This window comes from Ruegeria sp. BG3 (genome assembly GCF_056538485.1).
The window spans coordinates 109982-136682 of sequence record NZ_JBQFTE010000003.1 but is presented as its reverse complement, the minus strand read 5'-3'; the positions used below and the strand labels follow the sequence as shown (position 1 = coordinate 136682).

Genomic DNA, 26701 nt, shown 5'->3' with positions numbered 1-26701 from the left:
AGCGCATCCTGTGACCTGATGTTTACTCGTTCTTAAACGCCGCGACCCCAGACCTAGGGGGCAAATGAACGGGCGTTAACACATGAAAGCGAACAGGTCGGTCAAGCGCAGAACAAGGCTGCGGATGGGTATTCCTCTGCTGGCGGCGTCGCTTTCGCTGAACATCTTGTCCCTTCTCATGCCAATCACCATTCTGCTGATCTTCGACCGCATCATCCCCTTTCAGTCGACCGAGACGTTGCGCATCCTGACCTGGGCACTGGTGATCGGGGCTGGGCTTGAGTTTTTGTTGCGTTGGGCGCGTTCTGTTCTGTTGACAACCGGGGCCGAAGAGAGTGCTGTCACCCGCCAGCGCCGATTCCTTGAACAGGTTTTGAACGCAAACCCGATCCACTTCTCCCAAGACACCGCCGGCACCTATTTTGACCGCTACATGGCGATCAGCCAACTGCGAGAACACCAATCAGGTCAGAGCCAAACGCGCGCCATTGATCTGCCATTTACCATCCTGTTCGCCCTCATGATCGGCTTGATCGGAGGGTGGTTGGTTCTGGTCCCGGTTGCCGCGTTCTGTATCGTTTTACTGTTTGCGGGATTAATGAAACACCTGCAATGGTCCCTGTTCGAGCGTCGCAAGGCTCTGGATTCGCGTCGCTATGCGTTCCTCACGGCCCTTCTGTCCAACCTGTCCACGGTCAAAGCCAACCGGATGGAGCCTCAGATGGCCCGAAGGTTTGAGTTGTTGGAGGACCAGACCGTAGAGGTCAGCCGCAAACTGATCCTGTTTTCGGGTTTTGCGCAGAGTTTTGGCGCTGTTTTCGGGCAGATCATGGTTGCCGCAATGGGGTTACTGGGGGCTTATCTCGTCATTCAGAACATGATCGGGATTGCCGAATTGGCGGCCTGTATGCTTCTGAATGGTCGTATCATTCAGCCTTTAACCAAGATCATGGCGATATGGGTTCAGTCAGAAAGCGTCGCGTTGTCCCGGCGGAAACTGCGCGAAATGGACAGTATCTCTCAGCAACCGCCAAGCTGGATCGGCCATAAAAAAATGAAAGGTGATCTACGGGTTGAAACGCTATGCCTGTCGCACCCACAAAACAAAGAGGCCGTTAATCGCCCAGTGAGTTTTCACGTGCCGCCCGGCACTGGGATACTGATAGAAGCCGAAGAAAGTTGGATAGTCGATGCCCTATTTGCGACCATTCTGGGCAACCAAGAGCCCAATGCCGGCTCGTGCCTGATAGATGAGGCTGCAACAACTGAACTATCCGCCCCTGTCGGTCGGGGCGGGATAGTAGCGCTGGAGCGCGACCCTGCGATCTTATCAGCAACCTTGCTGGACAATCTAGCCGCGTTTGGCGGCACCGAAACGGTTGAACGTGCCAAACAGATTGCCTCCGAGCTTGGTTTGGAGCGGCGTATTCACCGGCTGCCAGAAGGCTACAATACCCAGCTGGGCAAGGGGTCGAGTTTTGAAAGCGATCCGGTCAACCGACAACTGATCGCGCTGACCCGAGCCCTTGCTTTACGCCCTCGGATGTTACTGATGAATGAACCCTCGTCTGTTCTGGACGCACCTGAGCGTCAGGCCTTGGCAACCTGTTTGAAAACGCTTTCGCCGCCCCCCACTCTGGTGATCGCAAGCCCCGACCCACGGTTGCACCAGCTGACGGATCAATCCGCCCAGCTGGGCAACATCCGGACCTCCGATCTGCTTCAATGGCAAGAGGATGCTCATCGAGACACTGATGAAGTGTGCCGCATGAAAAGAGGTGCCGCATGACCACTTTGTCGATTGAAAACACCACTCAGCTTTTCCAGTCGCTCCTGCAGGCAAGTGGTTGGAAACATGACCGAGACAGCCTGATCGAAGCGTTTCCGCACTTTTCTCAACGCTTGCAGCCGAGGGACATTGCACAAACCCTGGATAATCTCGGAATACCATTCGCGCAGATCAGGTGTCGGATGCACGAGATCGCGGCCTCGGACTGTCCTGCCTTGGTCGTACCCGATCATGGGCCAGCCTTCCTCGCGCTTAACAGCAAAGGCGCGCATGTACTGGTTGATGACGTAAAGGCGGAAAATTCACGGTTTCAAAAGCTTCCACGTCACCGGTGCAGCCTGTTTCGGATCGATCGTTTTGCCTATGACCACTCCGCGAAAACGCAGATCACCGTATCACAGGCCTTTCGCGACCTCCGCCCGATTCTGCCGGGTCTTTTGTTTGTCTCCATGCTCAGCAACATCCTGGGCCTTTTTGCTCCGCTGCTGATAATGGCTGTTTACGACCGGATCATCCCCTCGGGATCTGTTGATATGCTGCTGTCACTGGCCGTTGGGGTCGCCGTCATCGCGGCAACAGACATGGGTTTTCGCCACATACGCACGCGCGCGCTGACATTTATTGGCTGGCGCGGCGAACAAGCGCTGATGACCGCCTTGTTCCGAAAACTGATGTCCCTGCCACTGGGCCAAATCCAAAGCTCGGACGTCAACCAGCACCTGTCCCGGTTCCGCCAGTTCGAGGCCCTGCGAGAGATGTTTACCGGGCAGATGATCACCATGCTTCTGGACCTGCCCTTTGCCTTATTGTTCCTCGCCGTTCTACTCTATCTTGCGCCAAGCGTCGGGCTTTGGACACTTGGCTTGGCAGTGGCTTTGGCAATAGTGGGATTGATCACGATCCCACGTCAAAAACAGCTCGACAAGAAAGCCACACAGGACGCCGCACTCAGCCAGCTGGCAGTACAAGACGCAATCGGCCATCAAGGCACCTTCGCAAATCTCGGCATGCAAACGCCTTGGCTCCAACGTTGCATGCCCTTGATCGAAACCAGTGAGGAAAGCAAAAAGCGCGCTCGGCAGCTCCGAGCACTTGCGCAGTCATTGGGGCAAACGCTTGCGGCCTTGGCCACAACCGGTGCAATTATTTTGTGCGCCCATGCCGCCATTTCCGGGGAATTGAGTTTTGGAGCTCTGATCGCCTCAATCGCGTTGGTGTCAAAGATCTTTGGACCACTTCAGGCGCTGTATTCCGGATTTCCGCAGCTTATGTCTTTCCAGGCCAGCCGCGAGCAAGCGGACCGGGTGCTGTCCCTGCCGCAAGAGATGGAACTTGGCCTCGGCTGGTCCCACCAGAAAGCGCTGAACGGTTCCATCTCGTTTTCCTCGGTGACACATCGCCCCGATCCACTTCGCCCTCCGATCCTGTCGCAAGTCAGCCTGACATTTAGTCAGGGCGAAGTCGTAATTGTCCTGAGCAGTGACACCGCCGCGCGGACGGCTGTCCTGGATCTGATCGACGGTTTGGCGGCTCCGATTGGCGGAACGATCGAACATGACGGGATCGACATCCGCCAAATCGCGCGGGATGAGCTGCGTAAATCGGTCACCTACGCCACCTACGAGAAATCACTTTTCTATGGCACTGTTGCGCAGAATTTCCGGCTGGCTGCGCCGTCCATTTCCAACATGGAAATTCAAGCCTCGCTGGATAAGATGGGCTTACGACAAGGGCACAACACTCTGGCAAACGGTGTAAAGACGCGCCTTTCTGATGAGGCCCTTTCGCAAATGCCAGATGAGATTTTGAAATCTCTCACCCTTGCACGCAGCATGGCACGACCAGCCTCGGTCTACCTGTTCTCTGAGCCGACAAACGGGTTAAACGACACCCGCCGTCAAGCATTCAAAACCTGGGTCAAGGATCAGGCTGGGGTCCACACGGTGATCATTGCGACAGCAGATCGTTCCTTTTTGAAAATTGCCGATCGCTTCATCTATCTCAACGCAGGTCAGGTAGCTGTGAACGACACCGGAGATGTCGGGCGCAAGAAGATGTTGGCCGCTCTGAAAACGCTTGGAGCTTGACGATGGTTTTCCGAAAAAAGTCTACATACCGAGAAGGGCCGCTGGATCGCAGCGCTCGACTAAAGCGTGCCCGCGCGCCTCGGTTCGCAGCATTCCTCGCGCTTGCTATCACCGGCTTTCTTGCCAGCCTGATCGCTTTGTCATGGCGCACCGAGGTGCCACAGATTACACGCGCGCCGGGCACCATCGTTCCCCTGGGCCACTATGTTCAGATCGAAACCATGGAAGGCGGGATTGTCCGTTCAGTCCATGTTCAGGACGGTCAAACTGTAGAAATTGGTGATGTTCTGGTTGAATTGCACCACCCAGAGCTAACACAAGAGATGGAGGTCTTGTCCGCGCAAGCCTTTTCGGTCGCGCGGGATTTAGGAAATGCAAGGGCCGTGCTTGCCATGCTTGAAGGCGATACGCCGCACAGGTCCGCACAGGTACAAACGCTTAGGAATTCTGGTCTTACGACGGCTGCGGCCCGTATTGAGCTATTCCTAGAAAGCCAGAAGGTTCAGCGTGTTTCGATTGAGCAGCAAACCAAGACCTTGCAGATTCTTGAAGACGCCGCAGCGTTCGCGCGCCAAAGGGTCACAAAAAAAGAGCAGGTTCTGGATCGCTACGCGAAGCTGCAGTCGCAGGGTCTTAAGTCTCTAAGCGATTTTCTGGAAGAAGAAGACGAAGTCGACGCCATGCGCGCCGCTGCCGAAGACGCCCGTGTGCGCGTTGCCGAGGCGCGCAACGCTTTGACCCTTGCAAAAGCGGCCCTCGCGGAAGGGGGCCTAACCCTGAGAGAGGACGTGCTGACCCGCATCAACGCGCTGGAACATGAACATCATCAGTTGCAGACCGCGCAGAAACTCTTAGAGGCCAGGCTTGCCGACCTGCGCCTGATCGCTCCGGTGCGTGGCGTGATCCAGTCGGTTGCCTCACCCAATCCCGGTGAGGTTATTGCCCCCGGCGAAACGCTCTATGAACTGCTTCCGACCCGGCAGACCTTGATGGTCGAGGCGCGCATTCACAATTCCGAGGTGGGGCATGTGGCTCTGGAACACCCGGTGGCGATCAGCGTCGATACATTCGATGCACGCCGCTTTGGCAAGGTCGAGGCGCGGTTGCAATCGGTACACCCCCTGCCCATGACAGACGAACAAACGGGCGAGACCTATTTCCGGGCCTCCTTCATCCTAGCCGGCTCGACAATCGGCATAGGTGCGCTCAACCGTCCGCTGCAAGCGGGTATGACCGTTGTGGCCGAGATGACAACGGGTGAGCAGACACTTCTCAGCTATCTATTGAAACCGGTCCAACTGACGCTGGAGCGGGCCTTCAATGAAAGGTAAGGCGCTCTAGCGCTTGTGACCTTTCCATCCCAACAGGCTGAAACAGGCAAACAGTATCGCCGCGACGCATACAATTGACGGCCCTGCAGGCGTGTCGAACACGTAAGCCGCCCGCAAACCGGCTACGGCGGAAACCGCTCCGATGGCCGCTGCGATCAAGGCCATGGATTCGGGCGACCGGGCGAGGCTGCGCGCAGCAGCGGCCGGAATGATCAGCAAGGCTGCGATCAGAAGAACGCCCACGACCTTGATTGCCACCGCGACGGTCACCGCCAGAGACAGGGTCAGGATCAACTGCTCGCGCTTGGGATCGTAGCCGCTGGCATAGGCCAGCTCTTCGTTCAGGGTCGCGGTCAATAGCTGCGACCAACGCCAGCCGATGAGGGCAACGACCAATGCCGCACCGCCCCAGATCACGGCGAGGTCCGTGCGCGAAACGGCCAGAATATCGCCGAAAAGATAGGCCATCAGGTCAATGCGAACACCTGAAAGGAATGACACTGCGACGAGGCCAAAGGCCAGTGCAGAATGGGCCAGAACGCCCAATAGTGTGTCCATCGCGTATCCCCGCCCGGACAGCAAAGTAACCGTCAACGCCATCAGCAGAGCTACGGCCAATGCGCCCGCGAAAATAGACATCTGGAAGGTCAGCGACAGCGCAACGCCCAGAATGGCCGCATGCGCGGTTGCATCGCCGAAATAGGCCATTCGGCGCCAGACCACGAAACATCCCAGCGGAGCCGCCGCAAAAGCCACACCAATCCCGGCCAATGTCGCGCGGGTCATAAAGTCATCCAGCATTATTCTGCAGCGTCCTGAGAGCTATGATCGTGGTCGTGATGATGATCGTGGTCATGTCGGTACAGCGCCAGCGCTCCTCCGGTCCCTGTCCCAAACAAGGCGCGATATTCAGGGGCTGAAGCCACAACAGCCGGCGAGCCTTCGCAGCAGACATGACCGTTTAGGCAGATCACCCTGTCCGAGGCACTCATGACCACATGCAACTCGTGGCTGATCATCAAAATGGCGCAGCCGGTCTCGCGGCGCACGGTTTCAATCTGCCGGTAAAAGGCCGCTGAACCCGGTTGATCCAAACCCTGTGTCGCTTCGTCCAGCAAAAGGATGTCCGGGTGGTTGATCAAGGCACGCGCCAACAGCACGCGCTGAAACTGCCCACCGGACAATTGTGTCATCTGCCGCTTCAACAGATCTGGAACGCCGGCTTCTTCAAGCGCCTCGGCACAGCGGGCGCGGCTGACGTGATTGGTCAGGCGCATGAAGCGCTCGACTGAAATGGGCAGCGTCGGATCGATATGCAACTTCTGCGGCACGTATCCGATCCGCAGGCCCTTTTTGCGCGTAATGTGCCCTTTGGCAGGTTTGGTCGCCCCGATAATGGCGCGCAACAGGCTTGTTTTGCCGGACCCGTTCGGCCCGACAATTGTCACGATCTCACCGGGTTCGATGATCATATGGACATGGCGCAGCACGGTATTGGCCCCGTAGCTCACGCTCAGGTCTTCAACGGTGACAAGGGACATTGCTAGGCCTTTTCGGTGCAGTCAGAGCAGAGACCTTCGGCTTCTACTACAGTACGTTCGATTTCAAAACCCACGGCGCGGGCGGCATCGCCAAGGGCCCCGCTATCGACGGCCGAGGATGCCTCAGCCACCGCGTCACAGCCACGGCAGATCATGAAGACAGGTGAATGCGTCGCCCCCGGATGGGCGCAGGCTACAAAAGCGTTCAGGCGTTCGATCTTATGGACAAACCCGTTTTCGACCAGAAAATCCAAAGCGCGATAGGCCACGGGCGGCTGTGAGCCAAAGCCCTCGTCCCTCAGGCGATCAAGGATGGCATAGGCGCCAAGTGCCCGGTGTTCCTGCAACAGCATTTCCAGCACCTTGTGGCGCACAGGCGTCAGGCGCAGCCCCTCGGCGCTGCACTTTGCCTCGGCTATGGCAAGGCCGGTTTCCACGCAGGACACGTGGTCATGATCGTGAAAACCCACCGGCGCAGCTTCGCTGGTCGAGTTCTGTTGCCTCTGACTTGTCATGTTATCTTATATCTTATATGCCACGTCTAAATGTTATAAAATCACACAGAGGGTCCGATGTCCAGAAACCTCCTTTCCATTTCGATCACCGCAACATTGCTGGGCGGAACAGCCATGGCCGACGTCCCGAATGTTGCCGTTGACATTGCCCCAGTGCATTCGCTTGTGGCCCGTGTGATGGACGGCGTGGGCGAACCCAGCCTGATCGTTCAGCCGGGCGCCTCGCCGCATGAATACAACCTGCGCCCGTCCGAGGCGGCAGCTCTGCAAGAGGCGGATTTGGTCTTCTGGATTGGCGAAGATCTGACGCCGTGGATGGAAAACGCTGTCGAAACGCTCGCTGGCGGCGCGACTGTTACATCGTTGCTGGAGGCGGACGGAACCACTCTGCTGGACTTCCGTGAGGACGCGCTGTTCGAAGCGCATGATCACGGCGATGACGAGGATCATGACGATCACGGTCATGAAGATCATGGCGATGATCACAAAGACGAACATGCGCATGATGATCATGACGATCACAAAGACGAACACGCGCATGACGATCACGACGACCACAAAGACGAACACGCCCATGATGATCACGACGATCACAAGGATGAACATGGTCACGATGATCACGACCATGACAAAGAAGATGAGCACGCGCATGACGACCATGGCCATGAAGAGCACGCAGACCATGATGATCATGACGACCACGAAGGTCACGCGCATGGCGACCACGACCCGCATGCCTGGTTGTCGCCTGCAAATGCCAGCACATGGCTGAATGTGATTGCTGCTCAACTCTCGGCTGCTGACCCTGAAAATGCGGGCAAGTACTTTGAAAACGCAGCCGCTGCGCGCGCCGAAATGGAAGCCCTGTCAGCCGAGATCGCAGAAACGCTGGCACCTGTCAAAGAAGGCAACTTCATTGTGTTCCACGACGCCTATCAGTATTTTGAAAATGACTTCGACTTCCCGGCGTCGGGTGCAATCTCGATCGGCGATGCATCCGATCCAAGCCCTGCACGCATTGCGGAAATTCAGGGACGCATCAAAGAGGAAGGGATTGATTGCGTTCTGTCCGAGCCGCAGTTCAACCCCGGCCTGATCGCAACCGTGATGGAAGGGTCCGAGGCCAAAACCGCCGTGATCGACCCGCTTGGCGCCGAACTTGAGCCCGGCGCGGCGCTCTATCCTCAGCTTCTGCGCAATATGGCGAACACATTGGCAGAGTGCCTCTAGGGCAAGTCAACGCCCGGCCGGATCAACGGCCGGGCATCGAACTCAAGCAAAGGGGCAGACAGTTTCAGGAAATCTTGCCCCAATGCGCTGACCCTCTTCCCCTCTTCCGAAACGCTGTCTAAGAAGTCCTTCCGACCCAGTATCAGGAGGCCCCCTTGGACCGTATCGCCCGCACAATCGCCACCGAAATCAACGCGCGCACGGATCAGGTTTCAGCCGCCGTTCGGTTACTGGACGAAGGCGCGACCGTGCCCTTCGTGGCCCGCTATCGCAAAGAGGCGACAGGCGGGCTGGACGATACACAGCTACGAACCCTCTCGGACCGGCTGACCTATCTGCGAGAGCTGGAGGCGCGGCGGCAGACGATCCTGACGTCGATCAAGGATCAGGGCAAATTGTCGGACGATCTGGCAAAATCCATCGCCGGGGCCGAGACCAAGGCGCAGCTGGAAGATATCTACCTGCCCTACAAACCCAAGCGACGCACCAAGGCGATGATCGCCCGCGAAAACGGGCTGGAGCCACTGGCTGACGCTATTCTGGCCGACCGCAATGCCGACCCCGAAGTCCTTGCTCAGGGCTATCTGTCCGAGGCTGTCGAAACGACCAAGGACGCCTTGAACGGCGCCCGTGACATCGTGACCGAGCGGCTGACGGAAAACGCCCTTCTGCTGGGTGAGCTTCGCAATTTCATGCAGCAAGAGGCGCTTTTGTCTTCGAAACTCGTTGAGGGCAAAGAAAAGGAAGGCGCGAAGTTCAGCGACTACTTTGACCATTCCGAGCTTTGGGCGACTGCCCCCTCACACCGGGCGCTGGCCATGCTGCGGGCTTCGAAAGAGGGGATCGTCACGCTGGATATCGCCCCTGAGCCCGAGGCGGGCGCGGCGCGGGCTGAGGCGATTGTTGCCTCGCATCTACAAACTCGCGGCGATGGCCTTGGCGACAATTGGTTGCGCAAGGTTGCGGGCTGGACCTGGAGGGTCAAGCTGTCCCTGTCGATGATGGTTGAGCTGATGGCCGACCTGCGCAGCCGGGCGCAGGATGAGGCGATTCAGGTGTTCTCGCGCAACCTCAAGGATGTTCTGTTTGCGGCCCCGGCGGGCGCACGTCCCACGTTGGGTCTGGATCCCGGCATTCGAACCGGCGTCAAGGCCGCCGTGGTGGATGCAACCGGGAAAGTCGTTGCGACAGACACGCTCTATCCGTTTCAGCCGAAAAACGATCTGGGTGGGGCGCAGGCGGCGATCTTGAACCTGATCTCGGCCCATCAGATCGAGCTGATCGCCATCGGCAACGGAACTGCTAGCCGTGAAACCGAACGAATGGTCGCCGACACACTCAGCCTGCTGCCCAAGTCGGTCAAAACCCCCACCAAAACAGTCGTATCTGAGGCCGGGGCCTCGGTCTATTCCGCGTCGGAACTGGCGGCGCGAGAGTTCCCGGATCTGGACGTATCCCTGCGCGGCGCGGTCTCAATCGCGCGCCGTTTGCAAGACCCATTGGCCGAGTTGGTGAAGATCGAACCGAAATCCATCGGCGTTGGGCAATACCAGCATGACGTGGACCAGCATCGCTTGTCGCAATCGCTGGCTTCGGTGATCGAGGATGTGGTGAACGCCGTCGGTGTCGACCTGAACACCGCCTCGGCCCCGCTGCTGTCGCATGTGTCGGGCCTTGGCCCCGGTTTGGCCGAGGCCATCGTGCAGCACCGCGATCACAATGGCGCGTTCCAGTCTCGCAAAGACTTGCTGAAGGTCGACCGCCTTGGCCCACGCGCCTTTGAACAATGCGCAGGATTTCTACGCATCCGGGAAGGAGAGGAGCCGCTGGATGCCTCATCGGTTCACCCCGAAGCTTATGACGTCGCCCGCCGCGTGGTCGCTGCCTGCGGCCGGGATATCCGGCAGATCATGGGACATGACGGGGCGCTGAAGGGCTTGCGGGCTGAACAATTCGCCAATGAGACCTTTGGCCTGCCCACCGTGCGCGATATCTTTGCCGAGCTTGAAAAACCGGGTCGTGACCCGCGACCCAGTTTTGTCACAGCGTCGTTCCGGGACGGCATTGAGGAGATCACCGACCTCAAACCCGGCATGCTGCTGGAGGGGACGGTGACCAATGTGGCCGCCTTCGGGGCCTTCGTGGATATCGGCGTTCACCAGGACGGGTTGGTCCATGTCAGTCAATTGGCGGATCGGTTTGTCAAAGACCCGCATGAGGTGGTCAAAACCGGCCAGGTTGTGAAGGTGCGCGTTGTCGAGGTTGACGTCCCCCGCAAACGGATTGGCCTGACCATGCGCAAAGATGGCGGGACGCAGCAACGGCGCGGACAGCGCTAGGCTCAGCCATTCTGGTAGTAAAAGGATAGTTTGCGACTGACACCACCGGGCGGCGGCGGGAACGGTGCGGCCCCCCTGACCTGCTCCTTCGCAGCCCGATCCACCTGGTCTGAGCCCGAGCTGGTGATGACCTCGACCCAGGCCAATGAGCCATCCGGGTCGATCTGAAAGAACACCTGCGCATAGCCGCGAACCGGTGCGTAGACCTGAGGCGCGCGGTTAAGATGCACCAGAACTTGTCCGGCATAGTTGGTCGTGGTGGAATTGCCCGGCCCTCGCCCGCCGGACTGGTTGCCACGGTCATTGCGGGTGAATGCGTCAATCCCTTCGCGCTGATAAGCCGCCAGTGGGGATTCAATGGTTTGTTCTGGGAATTTCAGGTTGTCGAAATTGCGCGCACCAGGCAGCGCAGGTTGAACCTCGTCCGAGGGCGTCCGATTGGGCAAACGCGGTCGAAGAGAAGTTGCCACCGCCTGCTCGGTGCCTTCGCTGTCCTCCACAGGTTCGGCTTCTTCCGGTAAAGGCTCCACCGCGATTTCTGGCTCAACAGCCTCTTGTTCCAGCGGCACAGGCGCAACCTCGACGGGCGGCAACGCGGCCAGTTGCTCGGCCTCTGGCGTTTCGACCGGCTCAACCGGCTCTGCGGCACTGGCTTGCGGGATTTCGACGACATCAGATGGCTCGGCCAAGGGCGTTGCGTCGACCTCATCACTTGCTGCCGTTTGCGTCTCGGACTGGTCAACGGATTCGGTCACCTCCGGCTCTGGCACCTCGGCCTGACCGCCATTGGAGGCGCCGGTGTCGGGCGCGAAAGTCTGCTCTTGCGGATCGGGCGAAGCAACCAGAGCTTCGCTTGTGGGAATCTCCGCCTCTTCAGGCTCGGGCGAGGTTTCGACCGGCGGTTCGGGCACCTCCGCTTCTTCTGGCTCAATCGGTTCGGGCACCTGCTCGGCCAAATCCTCAAAGGCCGTGCCGAGGGTAACCGCATCTTCCTCATCGCCCACAACACTTGGCGAATGGGTCAGGCTGGCTGTCGTCATGCTCAGCCCCAGAATATGCACCAAGAGCGAAACCAGAACGGCCACAGCGGCGATGATGGCCGAGGTTCGGATCATTCGATCGCCTGCTGGGTGACCAGAAAGACCGATTTCGCCCCTGCTCGCCGCAACGCGCCTGTCACCTCGATCAGACGCGGGCCCGAGGCCGCGCGGTCTGGCACGATGCGGACCTCTTCGCCTTCATGATCCGCCATGTAGGTTTCCGCATCCGTGGCCTGCCCGCGAAAGCTGAGCGATCCGTCTGCATGCAGGACCAGCGCGTCCGGCGGCTCACGCCCCTCCAGTTCTGCGGTGTCGACCAGCTCAAGATCAGGGTCCAAAGGGGGGGCCACGGTGCCGGCGATCAGGAAGAAGACCAGCATCAGGAACACCACATTGATCAGCGGGATCGTGGAGTCGCGTCTGCGGCGCTGGGATGTCTGGCGGATCATCGGCCTACTCCAACACCGTGACGGTCAACCCGTCCCGACCTCGCAGAGGGACCAATACATCGACAAGACGTTGGGCCGAGGTATCAGCGTCGAGGCTGATCAGAACCTGCCCGGTTTCAACTTGCGTCAGCAGATCAGCCAACGTGATCGAGGCCCCGTTCAGAACCAACCGGTCCGGACCAAGCTGCAAGAACACTCTGTCCGTCGGTGCCGTGCCCCCGCCACTGCCGGCAGCGGCTTGGGTCAACTCAATCTCGGCAAATCGCGAGAAGGTGGAAGAGAGCATGAAAAACAGCAGCAACAGGAATATGACGTCGATCAACGGCGTCATCGACAAGGGGCGTCTGACGAAGGGCGCCGTGTTACGCATGTTCTGGGGCGGCGCGCGGGGTCTGTGCCCCGGCCGTTGTCTGCAGCGCGTGACCGGGCACCAGAATGGTCCGCAGCGCTTTGTCTGCAAACACCCGCTCACGCGATGTGCGGCTTTCCAACCAGGACAGAACCATCGAGGTCGGCATCGCCACCGCCAGGCCCACAGCGGTTGTCACAAGGGCCACCCAGATCCCACCGGCCAGCAAGGACGGGTCGACCGACGATCCGGCGGTTTGCAGGCTTTGAAACGCGTTGATCATGCCGAGCACTGTTCCGAACAAGCCAAGCAGCGGGGCAAGCTGCGCCACCGTATCCAACAGGCGAAAGCCGCGCTCCAACCCGGCAAGGGCCAGACCCGCCTCGGCATCTAGACGGTCATCCACGCCGGGGACGTCCACCCCATCCATCGCGGCCCCGACGATCGGCGCCAGATAGCTGCTGCTGTCGTTCAGCCGCGCGCGCGCCGCTGCGCGATCTCCTGCATCCCAGGCAGCCAGAGCTTCGGACAGGACCTTGTGGCGACCAACACCACAAGCCGCGAACTGCCACAATTTATACAGCGTGACCGAGAGAGTCAGAACCGACATCACGATCAAGATGCCAACAACCGGCCCGCCAAGCGCCAGAATTTCACGCAAAGTGCCCAAGAAGTTCATCCCAAAAGCTCCACTTTGACCCGGCTGTTGAGGCTGAGCGTATCGCGACAGATAGTGCTATCCGCACCGTCGACCACGCAGGTATTTGCACCGTTGATCAAGGCGCGGCCCACCTGCGCGCAATCCCTTCCCGGCAGATCAAACTGCCGCACGCGCGGGCGATCCGCCGGAAGATCTCGGAAATCGAACAGGGACAGGCTGACAACGCCGCCTTCAGTGTCAAAAATCACTGTCTCGAACACTGCCTTGTCGATTGACACTCCAGTTCCGTTCTGCACCAAAAACGTCAGACGGCAGGCATTACCCACATTCTGCGCTGTGTTCAATTCGACGGACAGCGCCTCAGACGGTGCGCTTTCTGATTGCGCCCAACTGACGGCTGGCAACACGGCCGCGAACAATGCCGCAAAAGCGGTGCGATGAAACGACATGGATGGGCTCCTGCTGTTTTCTTGCCATTTGAGACCTCATACCCGAGGCTGCTAACAGGTAAAAGGGCCGCTCGGGCTGTCGTCAATCAACGGGTGGTCCCAAGTTGGTGAGGATCATGTCGTCTGCCAAGGGGTTGGTGAGGTTTGAGAGGCAGTGACAAGGCATACATCCTTGAAAATCAGCGATAGTGACGCTATATACTGTCAAATTGACAGAATTGGAGGGTAGCATGCAGATCGCTCAATTCGCCGAAGGCGGGCTGTTTGAGCCTCGGAAAATCGCGGCGGCTCTGCGTACATCCGCCGAAGAGGTCGCCTTGACCGTGGGGTTGGGCAAGGATGCCCTGCAACGCCGCACGCGCATTCAATCCGACAAGACCCAACGTCGCCTGCGCGAACTGGTCGAAGTTCTCAACAAAGTGCAACCGCGCTTTGGCTCGAATCTGATCGCCTATGCCTGGTATCGCTCGGAACCCCTGCCCGGCTTTGACGGACGAACAGCCATGCAGCTGGTCCAGGAGGGCAAGGCCCAGCAGGTGTTGGAATACATTGATGCCGTCGATGCCGGCGTCTATGCCTGATGCCGCTTGACGGGGGCCGGTATTGCGGGCCGCTTTTTCGCGCATTAAACCCGGTCTACGCGCGCGAGCCCCTGTCGGGTCGCGGGGCCGAGAAATATGGTGGTCGGTTTAACGCTAAGGGAGCACCTGCGCTCTACACGGCGCTGGATCCGGCCACGGCCCTGCGTGAGGCCAATCAGGTCGGGGATTTGCAGCCGACGATACTGGTTTCTTACCACGCGGATCTGGGCCCAATCTTCGACGCAAGAGACGCAGCCGCCTTGGCCCAATACGGAATGACCGCGCCCGTACTGGCCGATCCCGGTTGGCGATCGGCCATGCTGGATCGTCGCGCCGTCCCGACGCAAGATCTGGCCGCGCAATTGATCAAGGACAGTTTTGTCGGTTTGCTGGTGCGCAGCTTCGCACCAGGGACAACTCCGACAAACCTCAACCTCGTCCTCTGGCGGTGGAGCGGGCCGGATACGCGGCTGACCGTTGTGGACGATGAGGATCGACTGGGTAGGCTATAGAGCTCCAATCTGTCTGTGCAGTCCAAAACCCATGCGCTAAGGTGACGGTATGAGTCGGTTCCGATTTTTGCTGGTTTGCATAATGTCCTGTCTGGTTCTGGCGACAGGCTCGGCCCGGGCGGCTGATCGTGTGGCCTTGTTGATCGGCAATTCCGACTACCGCGCCCCGGATATGGCCTTGCGCAACCCAGTCAACGATGTTGAGGCCTTAGGCGCAGCGCTGCGAGAGCTTGGCTTTGCCGTGACCGAGGCTACCGACCAGAACGCAGCCTCGATGGATCGGGCCGTCCATGCCTTTGGGCAAGCGGCGCAAGGCGCTGAAATGGCTGTCTTCTTTTACGCCGGTCACGGGGTTCAGATCGGCGGTCAGAACCACCTGATCGGCACCGAGTTTTCAGGGAATGACCTAACCGCCCTCAGCCGAAGTTCGATCACCATCGACCGCGTGCGCGATGTGCTTGCCAAGGCGGGGCCGGATGTCGGCATCCTTCTGCTGGACGCCTGCCGCAACAACCCGTTCTCGGAGAGAGGGATGGTCGAACAGGGCCTCGTCCGCATCCGAGGCGGTGCAGGTTTGCTGATCGCTTATGCCACTGACCCGGGTAACGTGGCGTATGACGGGCTGGGCGACAACAGTGTCTTCACCTCGAGCCTGCTGGATCATATTGCAACGCCTGATCTGGATGTGCGGCTAATGCTCGGTCGGGTGCGTCAACAAGTGGTTCTGGACACTGAAGGTCGTCAGATCCCATGGGTCGAAGAATCCGTGCTGGATGAACATAGTTTTGCGCCGGGTTTGCCCTCGGCCAGTCCCACGGACGCTTTTGAGGCCGATATGACCCATTGGCGGAGCATTTCGGCAAGCAGCGATCAAGCCGACTTCAAGGACTATCTGCAGACCTATCCCGATGGCCTGTTCGCCGCTTTCGCGCGCGACCGGATTGAGCTGTTGAGGAACACCGCAACCGCCCCAGCCGCGCCGATCAGTGCAACGCTGGCTGCCGCGGAACCCGATAAGCTGGCCGCGGCCCTTTCCACCCTTGGGCTGATGCCAGATGGGCCAAGCCGCAACCTGGAACCGGCCCTCGATCAGTATCGCCGTCGCTTGCCGCTGCAGGAAACCGCAACACCAGAGCGTCTGTTTGAAGACGCCGCCGAAGTCTCGGTCTTTCTGGCCGCCACGACATTGCAGAGCTTGCGTACCGATATTGTTGCACTGCGCAGTGTCGAACGCACTCTGGCCGTTGCTGAAAATGCCTTGGGTCAGATCGAAGAGATCGCCCGCTCGGACCCTGCCGCGCTGCCGGTACTGCAACAGGCCCGCAATGATATCTACGACATCTATCGCTCACGCGGTGTCATTCTAAGGCGGCTGGATCAAAGCCGCAGTTATTATGATGAACTTTTGACCCGCGCCGTGGTGTTCTTTCCATCCGAGCCAGGCGCAGATTTCTTTGACGCTGCGGTGACTTCGCGTAACCTCGGGCAAGCACATGCGCGCTTGAGCGAGGATGCCGCATTGTTTCTGCGCCATGTGGCGCAGGCAGAAGATAGTAAAAAAGGGAGTTATCAATGGCTGGCAGATCTAATTCCACCCGGCTGATCGCCGCCGTGTTAGTGGCATCGTTGGCTCTGTCCGCCTGCGGCGGCAGCAGCGAGCCTGAAACGCTGAGATCCGTAGGTGCTGGATCGAGCCAGGCCGAGGCCGATCTGGCAAAGCAGGCGGCAGCCCTGCAAAAGACGATCCTGCAAGGGGCGATTGCAGGTGGTGTAGCGGGGGGCGCGATCGGCTTTGGGCTGGGCGGTTCTGACGACGTAGGCACAGGTGTCGCCCTCGGACTGGGTGCTGGCGCTCTGGCAGGCACCTATGTGGCCTATGTGCAGCGCAGCTATGCCGGGCGCGAAAGACGGCTGCGTCAGATCAAATCCGATCTGGACCGGAACGCCGCCGAAATGCAGACCACGTTGAACGTGATGAACGAAGTTCTGGTGGCTCAAAAGGCTGAGTTGGACGCACTGAACGCTCGCGCCGCAGCGGGAACCGTTGATCAGGCCGAGTTGCAACGAGAACTGACCGAGGCCAATGGCAATCTTAAACAGATGGAACTGGCCATTGACGGGGCAACCAAACGGCAGGCGGAATTTGCTGAGGCGCGCAGCCTGACGATCAAGCGCCGCCAAACCACCTCGCCCATTGACGGTGATCTGCAAGCGCTGTCCAACCAGATTTCGCAGATGCGCGGGATCGCTAGCGATCTGGCGTCGTCACTGTGACAGGGCAGACCATGATCACACGTATCGCTCTGCCTTGCCTTCTGTTGGCCGCTTGCCAGACCACGACTGACCCGGCGGACGGAGGGTTCTTCGCCGGTGTATCCGGCATTGCGACCGGAGCCTATGATGATCGGATCGAAGCCGCCGAGGGCGATGTGGCAACCGCTCAGGCCCGCAACGACGCATTGGCGGCGCAGATCAGGTCCTCGGAATCGGAATTGGCACAGCTGAAGCTGAAAATCCTGCAACAGCGCGATGCCATCGGCGGCGGAGATCCCGCCACAGCGGCCAGAATCGACAGGGTGCTGAACGCAAAGCCCCAGGGCACAACAGCCGAAGCGCAATTGCAGGCCTTGCAGCGCAGTATCTCCGAGGCCCGCGTGCTAAGTGCAGATTTGGCGCGGCTGTCGGGATAAGCCCTGCAGCTAAGTTCAGGTTTTTAAGTCGTTGGAATGCCGGGATGTCGCAAATGCGCTAGCAGTGACGTAAAAACCGCCCGACACTTCCTCATGACTTGTCAGTGCATCCCAACTCGTATGGATCGCCGGGCCACCGGCTGCAACTTGGTGACACCGCGTCGGTAACAAGCCGAACGGGCACCATGCCCTAACTGTTACAGACGACAACGGACCCCTCCATGACAACTGCTCTGCGCCTCGCCATAGATATTGGCGGCACGTTTACCGATACCGTCCTCGTTTCAGGCGATGAGACGATATTAGCCTCGACCAAAACCCTGACCACGCACCAAAATCCGGCCGAAGGCGCGATGGAAGGGGCGCTGCGCGTCATGGAAAGCGCGGGGCGGTCACTGGCCGAAGTGACCGGCTTCATCCACGGCACCACACTGGCCACCAACGCTCTGATCGAGCGGCGCGGGGCCACCGTGGCAACCGTCGCGACTGAAGGCTTCCGCGATATCCTCGAAATCGCCTACGAACGGCGCTATGCGCAATACGATATCAACCTAGAAAAGCCCGATCTTCTTGTCCCGCGTGAACGCTCTCTGACCGTTCGCGAGCGAATGTCCGCGACCGGTGAGGTTCTGATCGAACTGGAAGAAGGCGCTATTGACGCGCTTGTGGCTGAAATCGACGCCAGCGGGGCGGATGCGGTTGCGATCTGCCTCATGCATTCCTACGCGAACTCCATGAATGAATGTCGGCTGCGCGATGCTCTTGCCGAACGACGCCCCGATCTGACCGTATCGATCTCATCCGAAGTCAGCCCCGAGGCGCGCGAGTTTGACCGGCTCTGCACCACGGTTGCCAACGCCTATATCCAACCGCTGATGGAGACCTATCTGACCCGCTTCGTCGAAAAGTTCGAAACAGAAGGGGTCACCTGCCCGATCCTTATGATGACCGCAGGTGGGGGCATGTGTACTGTCCAAACGGCCATGCGTTTCCCGATCCGGCTGGTCGAAAGTGGCCCTGCCGGAGGGGCTGTTCTAGCCGCGCGTATCGCTGCTCGGGCCGGGTTGGATCAGGTTTTGTCCTTCGACATGGGTGGCACGACCGCCAAGCTCTGCCTCATCGACCATGCCCGACCCCAAACCTCGCGCCAGTTCGAGATCGCGCGGGCCGCGCGCTTCATCAAAGGCTCTGGTATGCCGGTACGTATCCCCGTGATCGAGATGATCGAAATCGGCGCCGGCGGAGGTTCCATCGCCGGGGTGGACCGGCTGGGCCGTCTGACGGTGGGGCCAAAATCGGCAGGCTCGGAGCCCGGCCCGGTGGCTTTTGGGCGCGGCGGAACCGAGCCGACTGTGACCGACAGTGACATCACTCTGGGCTACATCGTGCCCGACACATTTGCCGAAGGGTTCATCAAGATTGACCCTGAGGCGTCAAACGGCGCGTTGCAAAGCGTAATCGGCACGGCGCTTGAAACCGACGCGACAGGGGCCGCTGACGGGGTTAGTCGCATCGTGGATGAAAGCATGGCGAGCGCTGGGCGGATGCATGCGGTGGAATCAGGCAAAGACCTCGGACCACGCGCCATGATCGCTTTTGGCGGCAACGGCCCTCTCCATGCCAGCCGTGTGGCCCGATCTGCGGGTGTAAGCCGGATCGTGGTGCCTCCAAATCCCGGTGTTGGCTCGGCGGTGGGTTTCCTGTTTGCACCCGTGTCGTTTGAGATCGTACGCTCGTACTATTCTCTACTGGGTACGTTGGATTTTACGGCGATCAACGGCCTTTTTGACGATATGATCGCCGAGGCCAGCGCCGTCGTCGCCCAAGGTGCGGGAGATTCACCAACCGAAATCCGACGATCGGCCTTCATGCGCTATAACGGTCAAGGGCACGAGATTGAGATTTCGCTGCCCAATCGAACACTTACTATCGAAGACCTCGCCCCGCTGACCGAGGCGTTTGAAACGGAATACCGCAAGCAATTCTCGCGCCCCGTGCCGGGCATGCAGATCGAGATTTTGAACTGGGCTGTGCAGGTTGCGACACCGGACGCTGCCGTTCCCGAACTGCTTTCCACCCCGGCGCTGACCACGATGACACCTTCAGAAAACCGACCAATCATTTGTGATGTAGACGGGCAGATGAAACAGGCTGGTTTTGTGGCCCGCGCTAGTCTCAAGCCCGGCGACCACATCTGCGGCCCCGCGCTGATCCATGAACCACAGACGACGACGCTCGTCTCAGCCGATTTTTCGGCCCATGTGGATGCCATCGGAAACCTCGTCCTGATCCGGAACCAGAAAGGAGGCACGCAATGACCCCTGCCCGACTACAAGTGATGTGGAACCGGCTGCTGGCGGTTGTCGAGGAACAGGGCCAAACCCTGATCCGCGCCGCCTTTAGCCCGATCGTGCGCGAATGCGGCGACATTTCTGCCGGGATTTTCGACGCAAACGGCCGGATGCTGGCGCAGGCCGTGACCGGGACGCCGGGCCATATCAACACCATGGCCGAAGCCGTTCAGCATCTGCGCGCCGCCTTCCCGGTTCAAACGATGAAACCCGGCGACATCTATATGACGAACGATCCATGGCTCGCCTCGGGTCACTTGAACGACTTCCTGCTGATGATGCCTGCGTTCAAGGATGGCAAGGTCGTCGGCTTCACCTCCTGCACCTCGCATCTGGTTGACCTGGGCGGGCTTGGAATGGGGCCTGAGGGCTCGGACATATACGACGAGGGCCTGCTGATCCCGCCCTGCAAACTGGTCGAGGAAGGCACGCCGAACGCCCTGCTGCTGGACATCATCCGCGCCAACAGTCGTGAACCGGTGGCGAATGAGGGCGATATCTACGCCCTGATCGCCTGCTGCGAGGCTGGGGTGAACCGGTTGGTGTCGATGATGGAGGAATTCGACATAGACGATCTGGACGCACTGGGGGCCTACATCATCGAGACCTCGCGCCGGGGCACTCTGTCCGCCATCGCCGCTGTGCCTGCTGGCATCTATAAGAACGTCCTGCAGATGGATGGCTATGAGAATGAACTGGAACTGCACGCCACCCTGACCGTCAGCGCCGATGGGATGCATGTGGATTTCACCGGCACATCCGGATGTTCGCGCAAGGGCATCAACGTGCCCCTGAACTATGCCACCGCCTATACCGTTTTTGCCCTGCGCTGCATTGTCGGGTCGGACATTCCCAACAATGCAGGCTCACTGGAGCCGTTTACCGTCGATGGTCCCAAGGGCTGCATCCTGAATGCGCAGCGCCCCGTGCCCGTCGCGATGCGGCACACATTGGGTCAGGTGACCCCTGATTTGGTTCTGGGCTGCCTGCATCAAGCCCTGCCTGATCAGGTCCCGGCCGAGGGCGCATCCTGCATGTTCGACCTGCCCATGCGCCACGCTCCTGAGGTGGCCCGTGACGGAGGACGCGAATTCGCGGTGGAGCCTGTGCATAACGGCGGCACGGGCGCGCGGCCTCATGCGGACGGGTTGTCGGCAACGGCCTACCCTTCGGGCGTGTTTGGCAGTCAGGTGGAGATCACCGAAAGCGTCGCCCCCGTCACGATCTGGCGGCGCGAGCTTCGGCCTGACTCGGGCGGTGCGGGAAAATTCCGTGGCGGGTTGGGGCAACGGATCGAGATGACCTCTGCCAACGGCGCGCCCTTCATCGTTTTCCTCTCGGTCGAGCGGCTAAAATTCCCCGCGCTTGGCCGGATGGGCGGCCAACCCGGAGCGCTCGGGCGCATCCGGTTCAGCGACAACGACACTGACATCCCCGGCAAGGGCGAGCTGAGGGTGGAAGACGGCGATTACCTTATCTTTGAAACCCCTGGAGGCGGTGGCTTCGGCGATCCGACAGACAGAGAACCGGATGCGCTGGCACTGGATCTCAAGCGCGGCTTGGTCAGCGCCGAAGGGGCCAAAGCATACGGAGGTGGCTCATGATCCGGCCCGTCCCTCATGTTGGTGCCCTGGCCGCCTATGCGCTGGCCGATCTTGGCGGTCCTCAGACGATTTCACTGGCCCAGAACGAAAGCGCCTTTCCCGCCAGCCCTGCCGCCATTGCCGCCGGACAGGTCGCGATGGCAGATATGCCGCTCTATCCTGATCCGGAATGGCCGGACCTCCGCGCAGCGATAGCCGAAGTCCACAAGTTGGACCCCGTCAATATCCTATGCGGGGCAGGGTCAATGGAGCTGATCGGTTGCCTGATCCGCGCCTATGCCGAGCAAGGGGACCGCGTGCTGGGTACAGACTACGGTTACGCGTTTGTCGCCTCGGCAGCCGCGCAGGTGCAGGCGGATTATGTCAAAGCGCGCGAGGTCGACCTAACTGTTTCGGTGGATGACATTCTGAGCGCAGTCACTCCAGAAACGCGCATCGTCTTCGTCTGCAATCCCGGCAATCCGACCGGGACGGTGATCCCGAACACGGAAATTCTGCGCCTGCGGATCAACCTTCCCAAGAACGTTCTGCTGGTCGTCGATCAAGCCTACGCCGAGTTCTCGGATGCCGAACATGATCCGGCAGAGATATTCGCTATGATTCAGCGCGGCGATACGGTCGTCACCCGGACGTTTTCCAAAGCCTATGGGCTGGCGGGCGCTCGGGTCGGCTGGGCCTATGCTCCGCCCGAGATTGGAGCAGAACTGCGCAAGCTTTTGAACCCAAACAATGTCTCGATCCCCTCGCAGACAGCCGCCGCTGCGGCGATGCGAGATCAGGCGCATATGCGAAAGGTTGTGGCAAAAACTGCCGAAATCCGTGATGCGTTCATCGAAGATTGTCGTGCTATGGGGTTAACCGTCCCGCAAAGCCACACAAATTTCGCCTTGCTGCGTTTTGCGTCAGTCAACCAAGCGCAACGGGTCGATGCTGCCTTGCGCGCCGAAAACCTTTTGATGCGCGGGATGGGCGGCTATGGCCTAGGCGATTGCCTCCGCGCCACGATTTGCAAACCAGACGTGATGAACCGCGCCCGCGACGTGCTAAAAGGAGTGCTAACATGACCGAGACCCGAACCGCCGCCAAGATCGGCGTTCTGGTGCCGTTCACCAACACAAACCTAGAGCCGGATCTGGCGTTGATGCGCCCGCCCAATACCACGCTGCATTTCCAGCGCATGGGTGGATATGACGTGGACGAAATCCCCGGCTCAGATCAGATGGCCGGTTTAGGCGCATCGGATATCAGCCATGATTTGCGGATGATCTCCGGCGTGCGGCCCGACATCGTTCTCTACGGCTGCACTTCGGCCACGCTGACTCATGGCCCATCCTTCGACGCCGAGTTGGCCGAACAGATCAAATCCGGTGCCAATGCCAAATCAGTCACAGCGGCCAGTGCTCTGATCGCAGGCATTCAGGCGTTGGGGGCCCGCAAAGTCGGCTTTTCGTCGCCCTATCTGGGCGAGATCAATACGCAGGCCATCGCGTTCATGGCCCAAAATGAGATCGAAACGGTCAAATGCGCCGATGTGGGCCGGGAACTGGGTAATTACGGTCAGGGAGAATTGACCCCGAACGAAGTTTTCGACCTCGCCTGCCAGGCCGACGATCCGCAGGCCGAGGCGATCGTTCTAAGTTGCACCGATATGCGGTCCGTCGAGGCCATCGAGCGGGTTGAATCCGCGCTGGGCAAACCCGTTATCACATCCAATCAGGCGATGATGTTCTGCTTGCTGCGCGAGCTCGGGCTACCACAGCATAAGGGGCTCCCGGGGCGATTGTTCAACTGTATTTGAGGGACTAGGCCCCGGACGGGGCGTCATAGATCACCGCGCCAAGATCCGAGAAAGCCGATACCGAATCTCTCAATCCCAGGACGGCGTCACGTATGGCGGAGGCCCTTGTTTCGCCGAGCGACGGCATCGCGAACTCCATGAATTTTGCGACCACTTCGGCTTGATCCATAGGGGCTTCGGGGCCGCCGCGCGCATGGACGTCGCCAGTTTCCAGCACCCGCCCGTCGTGCAAGCGGATCGTAACATCGGCGATGCGACACTCTGGGAACCGAGCCGAATGGCGCTCGTCTTCATCAACGGAAATACGTTCCAACAAAGACGCCACCAAAGGATCAGACAGACCCGCACCCAAGATATGCTCGACCCCGATCCGCCCATAGGCCATCATCACTGCCACCGCGAATGGCAGCGAATACTGCGCCTTTGAGGTGTCGTCGGGCATGCCCTGAAACAAACAAGCGCTCTCGCGGAACGTATTAACCTGGACCGAGGCGATGTCTTCATGGCTCAGGCCGTGGTCGCGCACTAGCTGCCGGACAGCGTCGATCGCGGCGTGCGCCCAACGGCAGATTGGGTAGGGTTTCACATATTGATGCTGCATCTGCCAAAACTGGCCAAGGTCCTGCCAGTGGCTCGTGACCTCTTCGGCTTCGATTGTTATTGCGGGCGCGCCGGTAAAGCCTTTCTCGGCCAAAACGGCCGAAGACACACCAACCAAAGCCCCCCAGCCCGATCCATCATGCAGCATAGTGGGGTTGGCGATCTCGCGCATCATTTGGCTGCGAGGGCCGTGATATTCGGCGATGCCCATAGCCTGCCGCAATTGGTCCACTCCCAACCCACGCATCCGAGCAGCGACAGCGACGACACCCAAGGCGTTCCACGCCCCCGAAGTGTGATAGTCGCTGACCGTATCATGCAGAGAAATCCCCGCGCGCCCGGCGACCTCATATCCGATGGTGACAGCGGTCAGAGCTTCGGGGCCCGAGAAATCCGGAACCGTTTCCGCCAGCGCGCATAGCGTCGGCACGACAGCGACACCGATATGCCCTTTGGTCGGGTTGTAGCCGTCATGCCCATCCAGATTGTCGGTCTGTGTTGCGGCGGCATAGGCGCAACCGGCGGCACTGACCCGGCGGCCATCAAACAACATCCGCGCGCTGAGCGCCGGATCACCTGCGCCGTAGAGCGCAAAAGCGGTTTCTCGGGCGATTGACCCTGCCGCCATAGGACCCGACGCTATCGTAATGCCCAGCGTGTCGAGCAGCATCAATGCTGCGGCGTTCAGCGTCGCATCGGGGATATCCTCGGGTGTTATACCAAGGGTGAAATCAGCAACTCTTTGGAGGGTATCTGTCACGGCCTACTCCTAGCTCAACACCTCTCGAGGCAGGTTAGGAGGTTTCGATTGGGATGGCACGAAAACAATTGAGAACGGGCGGTCCGGCGCCGCAGTGCCGGACCGCCCCATGTTGAAGGTCAGAGGGCTACTGCCCCATCGGATCAACCAGCTTGTTCAACACGCGGTCTTTTGTGACCTGACCGATGATCGCCCCGTTCTCGGTCACGCCAACCGGTGCGTTGTTCTGGTCGAAGCCCTGAATGACATCGCGAATATCCGTATCCGCGTCGATAGAACGGTCCGGCGTACCGGTTGCAGGCTCCATCACGTCCCGCGCGCGCAGAACGCCCAGTGGGTTCATATGCGCAACGAAATCGGCCACATACTCGTCCTCCGGTTTTGAGTAGATCTCGGACGGGGTGCCGCATTGTACGATGCGACCGCCCTCCATGATGGCGATACGGTTGCCGATCTTGAAGGCCTCATCAAGGTCATGGGACACGAAGATGATCGTGCGTTTCAGCTTTTCCTGAAGCCGCAGCAGTTCATCCTGCAGCTTGGTCCGGATCAGCGGATCGAGGGCCGAGAACGGCTCATCCATCAACAGGATCGGCGCCTGGGTGGAAAAGGCGCGGGCCAGACCGACGCGTTGTTGCATACCGCCCGACAGCTCTCCGACCTTACGATCCGCCCAGTCGGACAGACCAACCAGAGCAAGCTGCTCATCGGTGCGCTGCAACCTCTCAGTACGGGACATGCCCGACAGCTCCAGCCCCAGCCAGACGTTTTCGCGCACTGTGCGCCACGGCAGCAGTCCGAACTGCTGGAACACCATCGCAATGTGGTTCTGCCGCATCCGGCGCAGGGTACGGGCGTCGGCGTTGGTGACATCCACCATCTCCGACCCGTCCGAGACCCGAACCGCACCGCGGATCACCGGGTTCAACCCGTTCACCGCCCGCAGCAACGTGGATTTGCCGGAACCGGAAAGCCCCATCAGCACCAGCGTTTCACCCTCATGCACGGTCAGCGAGCAATTGTGGACGCCCAGCACCTGACCACAGGCTTCTTTGACCGTCGCACGGTCTTTGCCTTCGTCCATGAAGGGCAACGCGCTCTTGGGGTCGTTGCCGAACGCGATTGAAACATTGTCAAATTCAACTGCGGTCATGGATCAATGCTCCACTCTAAGGACGCGATCGAGGATGATCGCCACAACAACGATGACAAAGCCAGACTCGAAACCAAGGGCCGTGTTCACCTGATTGAGCGCCCGTACGACTGGAACACCCAAGCCATCAGCACCGACCAGAGCGGCGATAACAACCATCGACAGCGACAGCATGATGGTCTGGTTTAGGCCGGTCATAATCTGCGGCAGCGCGTAAGGCAGTTCGACCTTCCACAGGGTCTGGGATTTGGTCGCGCCAAAGGCCTCGGCCGCTTCAAGTAGCGGGGTCGGAGTCGAGGACACACCCAGATGGGTCAGGCGGATCGGAGCGGGCAACACGAAGATCACGGTTGCGATCAGGCCCGGCACCATGCCAATACCAAAGAATACGATCGCGGGGATCAGGTAGACGAAGGTCGGCAGGGTTTGCATCAGGTCCAGCACCGGCCGCATCGCCACGTAAAGCTTGGGCCTATGCGCCGCCGCGATGCCAATAGGCACGCCAATCGCCATACAGACCAGACAGGAGGATAGAACCAGAGTCAGGCTTTCCGTCGTTTCTTCCCAATATCCCTGATTGAGAATGAACAGAAACCCCAGCGCCACAAACAGGCAAACCTTCCAATTGCGCTGCAACAGCCACGTGATGCCCACGAAGACGCCCACAACGATCAAAGGATGCGGCGTTTGCAACACCCACAATATGCCATCAATCAGCGCCTCTAGAACCCAGGACAACCAATCGAAAAATGGCTCCCCTATCTCTTGGAGCCATTCAAAAACCGCTCGGGCCGTCTTGCCGACGGGTATCTTGTTGTCGGTCAGCCAATCCATCTGTCTGCCTTTCAGAGTATTCCGGGCCTGAGATCAGG

25 protein-coding genes are annotated in these 26701 nt (G+C 59.6%); 14 read left to right on the top strand and 11 right to left on the bottom strand.

Annotated elements, in window-relative coordinates:
• Positions 1–82 precede the first annotated feature (82 nt).
• From ACR0AI_RS06655 to ACR0AI_RS06645, 3 genes are read left to right on the top strand one after another with little or no spacing between them, the layout of a single operon-like run.
• A complete protein-coding gene (locus ACR0AI_RS06655; RefSeq protein WP_480672596.1) occupies positions 83–1789 on the top strand; it encodes an ABC transporter transmembrane domain-containing protein in 1707 nt (568 codons plus the stop codon).
• Positions 1786–3876 carry an ABC transporter transmembrane domain-containing protein gene (locus ACR0AI_RS06650; protein WP_480672594.1) on the top strand — a complete coding sequence of 697 codons (2091 nt, stop codon included), beginning with the start codon at positions 1786–1788 and terminating at the stop codon, positions 3874–3876. Before ACR0AI_RS06655 ends, ACR0AI_RS06650 begins: the two co-directional genes overlap by 4 nt.
• 2 nt (positions 3877–3878) lie before the next feature.
• Complete coding sequence (locus ACR0AI_RS06645) at positions 3879–5207, top strand: HlyD family type I secretion periplasmic adaptor subunit (protein WP_480672592.1); 1329 nt, start codon at positions 3879–3881, stop codon at positions 5205–5207.
• A 6-nt stretch (positions 5208–5213) separates the two neighbouring features.
• On the opposite strand, the gene ACR0AI_RS06640 is transcribed toward ACR0AI_RS06645, so the two are convergent.
• From ACR0AI_RS06640 to ACR0AI_RS06630, 3 genes are read right to left on the bottom strand one after another with little or no spacing between them, the layout of a single operon-like run.
• Positions 5214–6008 carry an iron chelate uptake ABC transporter family permease subunit gene (locus ACR0AI_RS06640; RefSeq protein ID WP_170643304.1) on the bottom strand — a complete coding sequence of 265 codons (795 nt, stop codon included), beginning with the start codon at positions 6006–6008 and terminating at the stop codon, positions 5214–5216.
• A complete protein-coding gene (locus ACR0AI_RS06635) occupies positions 6008–6748 on the bottom strand; it encodes a metal ABC transporter ATP-binding protein (protein WP_480672590.1) in 741 nt (246 codons plus the stop codon). Before ACR0AI_RS06635 ends, ACR0AI_RS06640 begins: the two co-directional genes overlap by 1 nt.
• Before the next feature lie 2 nt (positions 6749–6750).
• A complete protein-coding gene (locus ACR0AI_RS06630; protein ID WP_480672588.1) occupies positions 6751–7263 on the bottom strand; it encodes a transcriptional repressor in 513 nt (170 codons plus the stop codon).
• A 57-nt stretch (positions 7264–7320) separates the two neighbouring features.
• Here ACR0AI_RS06630 and ACR0AI_RS06625 point away from each other — a divergent pair, with 57 nt between their 5' ends.
• Both ACR0AI_RS06625 and ACR0AI_RS06620 read left to right on the top strand, forming a co-directional pair.
• Positions 7321–8493: a zinc ABC transporter substrate-binding protein gene (locus ACR0AI_RS06625; protein ID WP_480672586.1), complete on the top strand. Its 1173-nt coding sequence runs from the start codon at positions 7321–7323 to the stop codon at positions 8491–8493.
• A 155-nt stretch (positions 8494–8648) separates the two neighbouring features.
• Entirely contained in the window at positions 8649–10832 is a 2184-nt protein-coding gene (locus tag ACR0AI_RS06620; RefSeq protein ID WP_480672584.1) for a Tex family protein, read from the top strand.
• 2 nt (positions 10833–10834) lie between these two features.
• Here ACR0AI_RS06620 and ACR0AI_RS06615 read toward each other — a convergent pair whose 3' ends face one another.
• Genes ACR0AI_RS06615 through ACR0AI_RS06595 form a run of 5 tightly spaced genes read right to left on the bottom strand, consistent with a single transcriptional unit; the run spans position 10835 to position 13780 of the window.
• A complete protein-coding gene (locus ACR0AI_RS06615; RefSeq protein ID WP_480672581.1) occupies positions 10835–11947 on the bottom strand; it encodes an energy transducer TonB in 1113 nt (370 codons plus the stop codon).
• On the bottom strand, positions 11944–12321 hold the full coding sequence (locus ACR0AI_RS06610) for an ExbD/TolR family protein (protein WP_170639730.1): 378 nt from the start codon (positions 12319–12321) through the stop codon (positions 11944–11946). Before ACR0AI_RS06610 ends, ACR0AI_RS06615 begins: the two co-directional genes overlap by 4 nt.
• 4 nt (positions 12322–12325) lie before the next feature.
• The gene (locus ACR0AI_RS06605) at positions 12326–12652 is read right to left on the bottom strand and encodes a biopolymer transporter ExbD (RefSeq protein WP_480672579.1); all 327 of its coding nucleotides are present in this window, start codon (positions 12650–12652) and stop codon (positions 12326–12328) included.
• 31 nt (positions 12653–12683) lie between these two features.
• Positions 12684–13349 (bottom strand): MotA/TolQ/ExbB proton channel family protein, encoded by a 666-nt coding sequence (locus tag ACR0AI_RS06600; RefSeq protein ID WP_480672577.1) that lies wholly within the window; start codon positions 13347–13349, stop codon positions 12684–12686.
• The gene (locus tag ACR0AI_RS06595) at positions 13346–13780 is read right to left on the bottom strand and encodes a hypothetical protein (RefSeq protein ID WP_480672575.1); all 435 of its coding nucleotides are present in this window, start codon (positions 13778–13780) and stop codon (positions 13346–13348) included. The genes ACR0AI_RS06600 and ACR0AI_RS06595 overlap by 4 nt, the downstream gene beginning before the upstream one ends.
• Positions 13781–14010: 230 nt before the next feature.
• On the opposite strand from ACR0AI_RS06595, the gene ACR0AI_RS06590 reads away from it, so the two are divergent.
• The 9 genes from ACR0AI_RS06590 to ACR0AI_RS06550 all read left to right on the top strand — a co-directional run bounded on the left by ACR0AI_RS06590 (position 14011) and on the right by ACR0AI_RS06550 (position 23316).
• Positions 14011–14361, top strand: a complete 351-nt coding sequence (locus tag ACR0AI_RS06590) for an MbcA/ParS/Xre antitoxin family protein (RefSeq protein ID WP_480672573.1) — start codon at positions 14011–14013, stop codon at positions 14359–14361.
• Positions 14361–14873, top strand: coding sequence for an RES family NAD+ phosphorylase (locus ACR0AI_RS06585; protein ID WP_480672571.1), 513 nt, complete (start codon positions 14361–14363; stop codon positions 14871–14873). The genes ACR0AI_RS06590 and ACR0AI_RS06585 overlap by 1 nt, the downstream gene beginning before the upstream one ends.
• Before the next feature lie 49 nt (positions 14874–14922).
• On the top strand, positions 14923–16476 hold the full coding sequence (locus tag ACR0AI_RS06580; RefSeq protein ID WP_480672569.1) for a caspase family protein: 1554 nt from the start codon (positions 14923–14925) through the stop codon (positions 16474–16476).
• Positions 16446–17147: a hypothetical protein gene (locus ACR0AI_RS06575; RefSeq protein ID WP_480672566.1), complete on the top strand. Its 702-nt coding sequence runs from the start codon at positions 16446–16448 to the stop codon at positions 17145–17147. The genes ACR0AI_RS06580 and ACR0AI_RS06575 overlap by 31 nt, the downstream gene beginning before the upstream one ends.
• Before the next feature lie 11 nt (positions 17148–17158).
• Entirely contained in the window at positions 17159–17563 is a 405-nt protein-coding gene (locus tag ACR0AI_RS06570; protein WP_480672564.1) for a hypothetical protein, read from the top strand.
• A 221-nt stretch (positions 17564–17784) separates the two neighbouring features.
• Positions 17785–19881, top strand: coding sequence for a hydantoinase/oxoprolinase family protein (locus tag ACR0AI_RS06565; RefSeq protein WP_480672562.1), 2097 nt, complete (start codon positions 17785–17787; stop codon positions 19879–19881).
• A complete protein-coding gene (locus ACR0AI_RS06560; RefSeq protein WP_480672560.1) occupies positions 19878–21518 on the top strand; it encodes a hydantoinase B/oxoprolinase family protein in 1641 nt (546 codons plus the stop codon). Before ACR0AI_RS06565 ends, ACR0AI_RS06560 begins: the two co-directional genes overlap by 4 nt.
• Positions 21515–22582 carry a pyridoxal phosphate-dependent aminotransferase gene (locus ACR0AI_RS06555; protein ID WP_480672558.1) on the top strand — a complete coding sequence of 356 codons (1068 nt, stop codon included), beginning with the start codon at positions 21515–21517 and terminating at the stop codon, positions 22580–22582. The genes ACR0AI_RS06560 and ACR0AI_RS06555 overlap by 4 nt, the downstream gene beginning before the upstream one ends.
• Positions 22579–23316 (top strand): maleate cis-trans isomerase family protein, encoded by a 738-nt coding sequence (locus tag ACR0AI_RS06550; RefSeq protein ID WP_480672556.1) that lies wholly within the window; start codon positions 22579–22581, stop codon positions 23314–23316. The genes ACR0AI_RS06555 and ACR0AI_RS06550 overlap by 4 nt, the downstream gene beginning before the upstream one ends.
• Before the next feature lie 4 nt (positions 23317–23320).
• Here the strand turns inward: ACR0AI_RS06550 and ACR0AI_RS06545 are convergent, their stop codons facing one another.
• The 3 genes from ACR0AI_RS06545 to choW all read right to left on the bottom strand — a co-directional run bounded on the left by ACR0AI_RS06545 (position 23321) and on the right by choW (position 26663).
• The gene (locus tag ACR0AI_RS06545) at positions 23321–24676 is read right to left on the bottom strand and encodes an MmgE/PrpD family protein (RefSeq protein ID WP_480672554.1); all 1356 of its coding nucleotides are present in this window, start codon (positions 24674–24676) and stop codon (positions 23321–23323) included.
• Between the two features lie 127 nt (positions 24677–24803).
• On the bottom strand, positions 24804–25829 hold the full coding sequence (choV, locus tag ACR0AI_RS06540; protein WP_170639741.1) for a choline ABC transporter ATP-binding protein: 1026 nt from the start codon (positions 25827–25829) through the stop codon (positions 24804–24806).
• Positions 25830–25832: 3 nt separating this feature from the next.
• The gene (gene choW, locus ACR0AI_RS06535; RefSeq protein WP_170378502.1) at positions 25833–26663 is read right to left on the bottom strand and encodes a choline ABC transporter permease subunit; all 831 of its coding nucleotides are present in this window, start codon (positions 26661–26663) and stop codon (positions 25833–25835) included.
• Between the last annotated feature and the right edge of the window lie 38 nt (positions 26664–26701).